Origin of the sequence: Pseudomonas sp. RIT-562, from assembly GCF_026241895.1 — a bacterium.
Lineage (GTDB): Bacteria > Pseudomonadota > Gammaproteobacteria > Pseudomonadales > Pseudomonadaceae > Aquipseudomonas > Aquipseudomonas mandelii_F.
Window position 1 is genome coordinate 232,078 of sequence record NZ_JAPJIV010000008.1, and the last position, 9,373, is coordinate 241,450.

The following is a 9,373-nucleotide window of genomic DNA, read 5'->3' on the forward strand; positions in this document are numbered from 1 at the left end:
CCAGCGAGACCGGCCCCTACGGCAAGTCGGCCAGTTTCCGTTACGGGCCGGGGGCTTCATCCAGTTCGAGCATCAAGCCACTGAGACGCTTGACCTTGCGCCGCACCGCCTCTTCGAACACGCCGGAACGTGGTTCGATCAGCGTGAACCAATTCTTTGCCCGGGTGATCCCGGTATAAATCAGCTCCTTGGTGAGGACCGGATTGAGGGCGTCCGGGAGGATCAGCGCGGTGTGGGCAAACTCCGAACCCTGGGATTTGTGCACCGTCATGGCGTACACGGTTTCGACGTCATTGAGCCGGCTCGGCAACACAAATCGCACGCCGCCCTGACCATCGTTGCGCGGGAATGCCACGCGCAGCACCTGCTTTCCGGCTTCCGGCCCCTCGCGTTCGGGCAGCTTGAGCGCGATGCCGATGTCGCCGTTCATCAACCCCAAGCCGTAGTCGTTGCGCGTCATCAGCACTGGCCGACCTTCGTACCACTGCTGATCGTTATCGATCAATCGGGCCTTGAGCAGTGCGGCGGTCACTCGCTGGTTCAGGCCTTCCACGCCCCAGGGCCCCTTGCGCACGGCGCAGAGCAGCTGGAAGGCATCGAACGCCTGCAGCACCTGGCGAGCCCACTCGGTCCAGCACGGATCATCGAGGGGGCGACCCAGCGTCGGGCGCTGCTGGCGCAGCAGGCTCAGGTAATGCCGATAACCTTGCGGCCCATCGCCGTGACCTTCGAGCAGCAAGCGTTCCAGCGCCCGGTCCTGTTCGCCTTTGAGTGACAGGCCGAATACGTCGTCATGACGGCGGGCGGCCAACAGGTTGCGCGCCTGTTCGGGCTGCTGCTGATTAACCCAGCGAGCCAGCTGGCCGATGCCGCTGCCCTCACCGAACCGACGAGAATGACGCAACATCACGACTTGCTGCGCCAGCGGATGAACGCCCAGGGTGTCCTCATGCAGGTCGCTGTTGGCCAGGCTTTCGCCACTGATCTGTTCCAGCCACTGGCGAGTCTGCGGGCTGTACCAGCCGGCCTCCGCGTCGCGGCACAGATCGCCCAGCACGGCGCCAGCCTCTACCGACGCCAGTTGATCCTTGTCGCCCAGCAGCACCAGGCGGGCATGCGCCGGCATGGCATCGAGCAGGTTGGCCATCATCTCCAAGTCAATCATCGACGCTTCATCCACCACCAGCACATCCAGTGGCAGGCGGTTGCCGGCGTGATGACGGAAGTGCCGAGTACCGGGCCGGCTGCCAAGCAGGCGGTGCACCGTGGTGACGTCCGAGGGGATTTTCTCCCTGACCGCTTCGCTGACTTGCAGCGTCCTGACCTGCTGGCTGATGGACTCCGTCAAGCGCGCCGCGGCTTTGCCGGTAGGAGCGGCAAGACGGATGCGCAGCGGCTGGCCCGCTTCCACTGCGGGAGCCTGGAGCAACGCCAGCAAACGTACGACAGTGGTGGTCTTGCCGGTACCGGGCCCACCGGTGACGATGCTGAATGCGCTGCGGATTGCCAGGGCGCAGGCGAGCTTCTGCCAGTCGATTACTTCACCAGGCCGGGCCGGGCCGAACAGGCCGGTGAGACGCTGGCTCAGGTCCGCCGGGGCCTCTTCCTGATGAGCCAGGCGCTGGCGCAGGGACAGGTCGATGCGTCGCTCATAGGTCCAGTAGCGCCGCAGATAAAGGCGTTTACCCGACAATACCAAGGGCCTGTGTTGCGCATCCTCGCGCCCATCGGCTGCCAACGCGACCAGGGGACTGCCAGCCAGCACCTTGCACCAGTGAGCACCGTCGAGCGCCTCGAGCAATTGCGACGGCAACAGCATCGAGCCGCCTTGCACATCGCCCTCGGGTGGCAGGGACAGGGCGAAGTCCGGCTCTTTGAGCGTCTCGTACAGGTCCAGGCACACGTGCCCATGGCCCAGCTGGTGGCTGGTCAACGCGGCCGCCAGCAAGACCAGTGGATCGTCTTCGGGTGCCAGCTCATGCAGGAAAGCCACGAACGCCTTGTCCAGTGCACGCAACCAGCCCCGCTCGACCCAGCGCGTGAGCAACAGCAGCAGGTCGTCGGCGCGGCTCAACGGGGCGAGGTCGGCCAGGCTTTCAGCCGCCAGCGCAGTGGGCAGCAAATCGGCGAAGGTGCGACTCATAGCAATTCTCCCTGTTCCCAGGCGGGTTCGGCCTTGGGCTCTGGCTTGCCCTGGAACAGGCGGTCAAGGCGCTCGATCAACTCCCGTGGCGGACGGGCGAAGTAGACCCCCTGGCTGGCTGCACGAGTGCCGCGCAGGAACAGGTACAGGGCGCCGCCAACGTGCCGGTCGTAGTCATAATCGGCCAGACGCGCTTTCAATTGGCGATGCAAGGCCAGCAGGTACAGCACGTACTGCAGGTCATAACGATTGTCGAGGATCGACTGTTCCATCGCTTGCCCGGTATAGGCCGAATCATCGACGCCCAGCCAGTTGGATTTGTAGTCGGCCACGTAATACCGCCCCTCGTGTTCGAACGTCAGGTCGATGAAGCCCTTGAACATGCCGTTGAGCATCACGGGTTCGGCCGCTACCCGCGCGACTCCGTTGTGAGTGTATTGGCGTACCAGCTCGTCGAGCTTCAGCACGTCGACCTTATGGCTGGCGAACCAGAACTCCATCTCGACCCGGTACTGGGTCAGGTGCTCGAACACCACCGGCGCCTGTCCGTTGCCCAGGTGCAATGGCGACTTCAGCAGGTGCTGCAGCCAGTCACTCAAGGTGCTAATCCAGCCTTCCCAACCACGCCGGTTGCAGCGCCGCGCGATGGCGTCCTCAACCGCTTGCGGGGCTGCGGAAAAACCTTCGCCTCCGGCCCATTCCAGCAGGCCGTGGAGGAAGGTGCCGGGGCCTGGGCCGCGAGGGAAACGATGGATGTCGGCGCCACCGGCCGCGACTTCACGCGGCGCATTGGGATCGAGACGCTCGTCGTCGAACAGTTTTTGCGCCTGCGGGTTTTCCGGGGCCTCGTCGCTACCGATGCTCAGGCTGTCGCCGATACGTAAAGCGCTGTAGGAAGCGATCCACCAGTTTTCGCTGGCACGCCGTGTGGGCATCAGCGCTGCGAGCAGTCGCGCGTCGTTGTGCGGCGCCTGGTAGTGCTCGGCGGTCGCAGGCGGTACCGCGCCGTAATGCACGGCCGGGCAATCCTGCTGCAGGTCCTCCAGCCAGCGTTGCAAGCCGGCAGACTCCGCCAGCATGGCCCCCCCGCCCAGCAGGTAACCCAGTGCCGAGAGGTGCAGCACCGAGCTGTTGTTATTGCCCCGCTTGAGATCGGTAACGCCGAGCCAACAGGCGTGCTGCGCCCGAGTCAGGGCGACATACAGCAAGCGCAGGTCCTCGGCCAGGCGCTCGGTATCGGCCAGCGCAATCAGCTCGGCAGTCGGTTTGAGCGTCACCTGCGCCTTGCCGGTGGAGTCGTGGTAATGCAACGGCAGGCGACTGCCATCCACCGGTTTGGCCGAGCAAATGAACGGCAGGAACACCAGGGGATATTCAAGGCCCTTGGATTTGTGGATGGTCACCACCTTGACCAGTTGCTCGTCACTTTCCAGGCGCAGTATCTGCTCTTCCCCCGCCTGGCCGGATAACGCCAGGTGTTCAGACAGGTGTCGAATCAGCGCCTGCTCGCCATCGAGTTCGGCGGCAGCCTGTTGCAGCAATTCGGACAGGTGCAACAGATTGGTCAGGATCCGTTCGCCGTCGCTGCGCGCGATCAATGTCTGCGGCAACTTGAAGTCGTGTAGCAGGCGTCGCAGCATCGGCAACACCCCCTGTTTGCGCCAGAGCTCGCGATAACCACGGAACTGCATGACCCGCGCTTCCCACGCCAGCTCGTCCTGGTTGAGCCGCTCCAGTTCAGCCAGTGACAGGTTCAACGTGATGCAGGCCAATGCGGCGCGTAGTGGGCGCTCGACGTCCGGCTCGGCGCACGCCTTGAGCCAGGACAACAGGTCATGGGCTTCCTGGGCGGCGAACACCGAGTCCTTGTCCGAGAGGTAGACGCTGCGTACGCCACGGGCCGCCAGCTCGGCTCGGACGGCTTGGGCTTCTTTGCCGTCGCGGACCAGAATGGCGATATCCGCTGGCAGCAGGCCTCTGAAATCCTTGCCCTCCTGCTTGAATCCCGACTGTTGCTGCTGACCGCTGTTGAGCAGCGCAGTGATTTCAGTGGCGCAGGCTGCGGCCAATTGCTTGCGGTAGACCGCGCCGGACAGCGGTTGCTCGGAAGGCAGATGCCAGACGTTCAGAGCCGGCACGAGGCGGCCATCTATCTGCAGCACTTCCTTGCGGCCCTGGGATTGCACCGGCAGAAATGGCACGGGGTTATCGCCATTGTTTTCTCGGAACAGGAACGCCCCGCGTCCCAGCTCCCGAGACTCGGCGCGTTCGAACACATGATTGACCGCGTCGACCATGCCGTGGCTGGAGCGGAAGTTGGTGCCCAAAGTATGCAGCCGCCCGGTGGTGGCTTGGCGCGCACGCAGGTAAGTATGGATATCGGCGCCTCGGAAGGCGTAGATCGCCTGCTTGGGGTCGCCGATCAGGAACAGGCCGCACTCGGGGTTGTTGTCTTCAATTCGATAGATGGTCTCGAAGATCCGGTACTGCACCGGATCGGTATCCTGGAACTCGTCGATCAATGCCACCGGAAACTGCTCGCGAATCAGCGTGGCGAGGCGCTCGCCTCCTTCGGCTTGCAAGGCGGCATCGAGGCGCAGCAGCATGTCATCGAAGCCCATCTCCGCACGCCGGCGTTTCTCTTCTTCGAACCGTGCGCCGACCCACTGGGCAGCATGTTGCAGGACTGCAGCATCGGGCGTGGGCAGGCCATCCAGACTGGCTTTGAGCTTAGGCATCGCGTCCAGCCCCGGATGACTTGGCACTTGGCCTTTCCAGGCTTCGGCCATGCCGTCCGGGGTCAGGCGCGTGAAGCCGGTGCCGATGTCGAGTTGCTCCAAGGATTCGTCGGCGGCCCAGGCCTGGATCTTTTCAAACCAGGGTTCGAAGTAACGGGCCTGCATCTTGCGCCCATCGACGCTCTTGCTCGCGACGCCTTGGTGACAGATGGCAAGCAGCTCCTGAGCCCATTGAGCCCAGGGCATTTTCAGCTCAAGCAACGCCGCCCGCCGCTCCTGCAGGCATTCGGCAATCAGTTCTGCGGGCTCCTTGCCGGCCGTATTATCGCGTTCGCTGGAGAACAACCCGCGCACGCGTGGCAACAACGCTGCCGGGCCGCCCCAGTTTCCGCGTACCCAGCTCAGCGCGTCGCCTTGCATGGGGTAGCAGAACAGTCGCCAGTAGTCGCGCAGGACCTCACCGAGCAAATCGCTGTGGTCGGTTTCCAAGCTCTGGGTAAACAGGCTGCCACTGTCGAACGCGTGCTCGCGCAACATGCGCTGGCACCAGCTGTGGATGGTCGAGACAGCGGCTTCGTCCATCCACTGCGCGGCGATGTCCAGGCGGTTGGCACAGCCGGCCCACTGCTCCTGCGGATAGTCTTCACGCAGGTCGCCTATCAGGGAGTCTGGCGCAGTGATTTCATCGCGGAAAAAACGCGCAGCTTCGGCCAGGCGCGTGCGGATGCGTTCGCGCAGCTCCTTGGTCGCCGCGTCGGTGAACGTCACTACCAGGATCTGCGGCGGCAGCAGCTCACGCCCGAAGCCGGCGGACTCGCCACCGTGGCCAAGGACCAGGCGCACGTACAATGCGGAGATGGTGAAGGTCTTGCCGGTCCCGGCGCTGGCTTCGATCAGTTGGCTGCCGCGAAGCGGAAAGGCCAGGGCCAGGGGAGTCTTGTCGGTCATGCGCGCGAGTCCTCGCTATTCAAGGAGCGCCATGGGGCTTGCAGCAGCGGTCGGTATAACGCATCGCACCATCCGGGAAATGATTCATCGGCCATGAGCGCGTCGTAATCCTTGAACTGCCGGGCCAGCGCCGCACTTTCGCGTCGCTCGCCATCAGTGGTCAGGCCATCACCTTCGTAGGCTTTGCGAGCGGCGGCTTCGGCCTTTACCGGATCGGTTTGGCCGAGCCAGGCAAACGCCGTTTTTACCGCAATCGGCAGTGGCTGGCGCATCCCGGTTTTCCAGGCCAGCAGCAAGTCGCCGAGAATACCCATCGCCTGTGACTGCTCGATTGGAGCCAACAGCAGACTGTCGTCGCTGGCCACCAGAGCGGTGGTCATGGGCCAGCCGCTCGCGCAGGCCACCAAATGGTTGACCCAGGGCCGCGTGAGCAGATGCCATTTGCGCGCCTTGATTCCACCAATGCTATTGGGGATGGTCGTCACCGCCAGCAAGCCGCCGTCTGCACGCTGATGCAGGCCGCTTAGCCAGCCTTCCAGGCGCAGGCCTTGCGATTCGAGATTGATCGGCAACGCACTGGCGAGCGGAGTCGGCCACAACGTTAGCAGCTGCTGGTAGCGCAGCAGCAAGTCCGGTAGCGGCTCGATCAACTCCCGTTGCAGGTATTCGCCAAACCCGGCCATGGGCAGCAGGCCACTGTTCTGCAGGCGGATGGCGTGCGCAGCCAGGGTCTGATCGGCGAGTTCGGGTTGGCCCAGCGCCGCTTCCAGCAAGCTGTCGCTGAGGCTGTAGCGTTGCAAGGCATCGAGGACAAAGGGCTCTTCATTGGCCAAGGGCGCTTCGGCCGCTTCGAAGAAGATCTTCAAGCGCTGGCTGAAGAAGTGCCGCACCGGGTTACGCAGGAAATCCTGAAGTTGCCCCAGGCTCAGCGGCTCTTCCTGGGTGTAGGGTTCGAGGGTCTGGAAATCTGCGACCGCAGCAGTGGCTTGGTGGAGGGTCTGCCATTCGCTGGCATAGCTGAACAGCTCATCGCCCTCATGGAAGTAGCGGGCACTGAAAGGCTGTAGCGGATGCTCCTGGGTCATGGCTGCAAGCAGGTCCTGAGCCTCATTCGCCAAATGCCAACCGTTGGCGAGGTGATCGCGAAGCTGGCCGATCAGCACCGAAGCCGGACGTTCGCTGTTGTCGCGAATGCTGCGGCCCACCCAGCTGATGTACAGCTGATCACGGGCCGACAGCAGTGCTTCCAGCAAGAGGTAACGGTCATCTTCGCGCCGGGACCGATCGCCGGGGCGGTAGTCGCTGCCCATCAGGTCGAAGTCCAGCGGCGGCTGTGCGCGCGGGTAGTCGCCGTCATTCATACCCAGCAGACATACCAGCTTGAACGGGATCGCACGCATGGGCATCAAGGTGCAGAAGTTGACCGCCCCCGCCAGGAACCGCTGGGACAAGCGCCCCTGATCCAGGCCCGCAAGCCAGGCTTCGCGAACTACGGTGAGCGGCAACGGATCATGCAGTGCGACCGACTCACACGTCTCCAACCAGGTTTCGCGCAACTCTTCCAACTGGGCGAGCAGGTAGTCGTCGTGCTCGTTGCTGGCCTGGAAAAACAGCTGGATCAACGCTTGCAGGCGTAGGCCCCATTGCCCCGGAGCGGCAGGAGACGCCAGTTCCCTGTGGGCGATTTCCAGTGCATCCAGCAGCGCGACCAGCGGGCCGATCAACGCGGCATCCAGCCCACCTATCTCGTCATAGGGTTCGATGCCGCCATAGGCACTTGAGCTACCCACCGCGTAACCGAGCAACATCCTGCGCAAGCCGAATCGCCAGCTGTTTTGCTCAAGCTCTGACGGCAGGCCGAGACTGGCGCGCTGCTCGGCGTTCATGCCCCAGCGGATGCCGGCGCCTTCGATCCAGCGATGCAGGGTCGGCAGGTCACGCTCCTCGACACCAAATCGCGCACGCAGCGCAGGCACGTCCAGCAGATCGAGAATTTCACTGACGGGGAACCGACTGTCCGGCAGTTTCAGCAAATGCTCTACGGCGATCAGCAATGGATCGCGACCGCGTTGGCCCTGATCGGCGAGGGTGAACGGAATGAAGCGCTGATCCCGATGTTCCAGCTGACCGAATACCGCGCGGATATGCGGAGCATAGCTGTCGATGTCCGGCACCATGACGATGACGTCGCGAGGCCGTAGATCAGGATTTGCACTGAAGCGCGCGAGCAGTTGGTCGTGGAGGATTTCGACTTCCCGCTGGGCACTGTGGGCGATCTGAAAACGAATTGACTGGTCATGCTGCAGATCGACGGCCGGCCAACGCTCGCGGGTTTCACCCAATGGGCGCAATTCGAGGATGTCGTCCTGCAGTTGATTGAGCATGTTCAGCGGCTCGCTATCGCTGAACAGGTCGATACGACCGTCGCGAAATGCCGAGCGATAGCTGTTGGGATCGTCGTAGCTGTCGAGCAGGTTGATGTAGTCGCGACCTTGCTTACCCCATGCCGCCAGCAATGGATGCGCATGCTGATGGAGGGTTTGCGGGTCGAGTACAACGGGCATGCCATGCTTGCGTGCCTGGCGCTTGTATTGGTGCCGCAACAGGTCTTTATCGGCGACGATGTCTGCCCAATGGTGACGACATGGGTTGTGCACGCACAGCAAAACCTGGCTGAACCGGGCCAGCCCGGCCAGTGCTTCCAGGGCTTGGGCAGGCAGCGAGGAAATGCCGAATACGATCACCCTTGAAGGCAATCCGGCAGGCGCTTCGTCCAGGCTATTGATACGTTCGATGAACCGTTGATGGACGCCCGCACGGCTCTGCGCCATGCCCTGTTCACCCACATCCAGCAACAGTGCACGCCACAACTCCGCTTGCCAGGCGTTGGCCGGGGTCAGCGGCTTGGCTTCGCCACGTCCGTTGCGCAATTGATGTCGACCTTCGGCCCAGTCTTCAAGCCAATCGGCCCGGTAAACCTGATACTGGTCGAACAGGTCAGCCAGGCGTTCGGACAGCTGGTAGCGCTTGCGCAAGTCGCTGTCGTTGGTGAGGAAGCGTTGCAGTGGTTCGAAGTGCGGCTGATCGATCACCTGCGGCAGCAGGCGCATCAGGCGCCAGGTCAACGGCGCTTTATCGAGCAGGGACTTGAGCGGAATTTCATCGCGACCCAAGACCATGCGATAAAGCTGCCACATGAAACTGCCAGGCAGCTGCACGTCGATGGCGGCGGCAATTCCACACCCGCCCATGTCGTCGTCTTCAGGGTCTTGCGCCAGTGCCAGCTTGAGCCACTGGGCAATGCCATTGCTCTGGACCAGGGCTATTTCGTTTTCCAAGGGAGCCAGCGGATAACGCCGCATCCAGCTCACCACCAGGCTGCGCAACTCGTCCAGGCGGTTGCCGTGAACCACCATAAAACCAGCACTGAGGGACGTCGCGTCCGGCATAAAGGCTTCCTTGGAAAAATACAAATGCCAGGGCGAACCTTAGCATTGTCGGCAGGCTGTGGCAGCCGGGAGAGGCTTGGTGTTGATGCGGAAAC

3 protein-coding genes are annotated in these 9,373 nt (G+C 63.0%); all 3 read right to left on the reverse strand.

Going from position 1 to position 9,373, the window contains the following annotated elements:
• Positions 1–40: 40 nt before the first annotated feature.
• The 3 genes from recD to recC are packed head-to-tail and all read right to left on the reverse strand — an operon-like array spanning position 41 to position 9,278.
• Entirely contained in the window at positions 41–2,143 is a 2,103-nt protein-coding gene (recD, locus tag ORL50_RS13170; protein ID WP_266015374.1) for an exodeoxyribonuclease V subunit alpha, read from the reverse strand.
• A complete protein-coding gene (gene recB / locus ORL50_RS13175) occupies positions 2,140–5,829 on the reverse strand; it encodes an exodeoxyribonuclease V subunit beta (RefSeq protein WP_266015377.1) in 3,690 nt (1,229 codons plus the stop codon). The genes recD and recB overlap by 4 nt, the downstream gene beginning before the upstream one ends.
• Positions 5,826–9,278 (reverse strand): exodeoxyribonuclease V subunit gamma, encoded by a 3,453-nt coding sequence (gene recC / locus ORL50_RS13180; protein ID WP_266015380.1) that lies wholly within the window; start codon positions 9,276–9,278, stop codon positions 5,826–5,828. The genes recB and recC overlap by 4 nt, the downstream gene beginning before the upstream one ends.
• Positions 9,279–9,373: the final 95 nt, after the last annotated feature.

What these genes read in the sequence shown, in the direction of transcription:
- recC (WP_266015380.1), bottom strand. Translation starts at nt 9,278, where the DNA reads ATGCCGGACGCGACGTCCCTCAGTGCTGGTTTTATGGTGGTTCACGGC.
- recB (WP_266015377.1), bottom strand. Translation starts at nt 5,829, where the DNA reads ATGACCGACAAGACTCCCCTGGCCCTGGCCTTTCCGCTTCGCGGCAGC.
- recD (WP_266015374.1), bottom strand. Translation starts at nt 2,143, where the DNA reads ATGAGTCGCACCTTCGCCGATTTGCTGCCCACTGCGCTGGCGGCTGAA.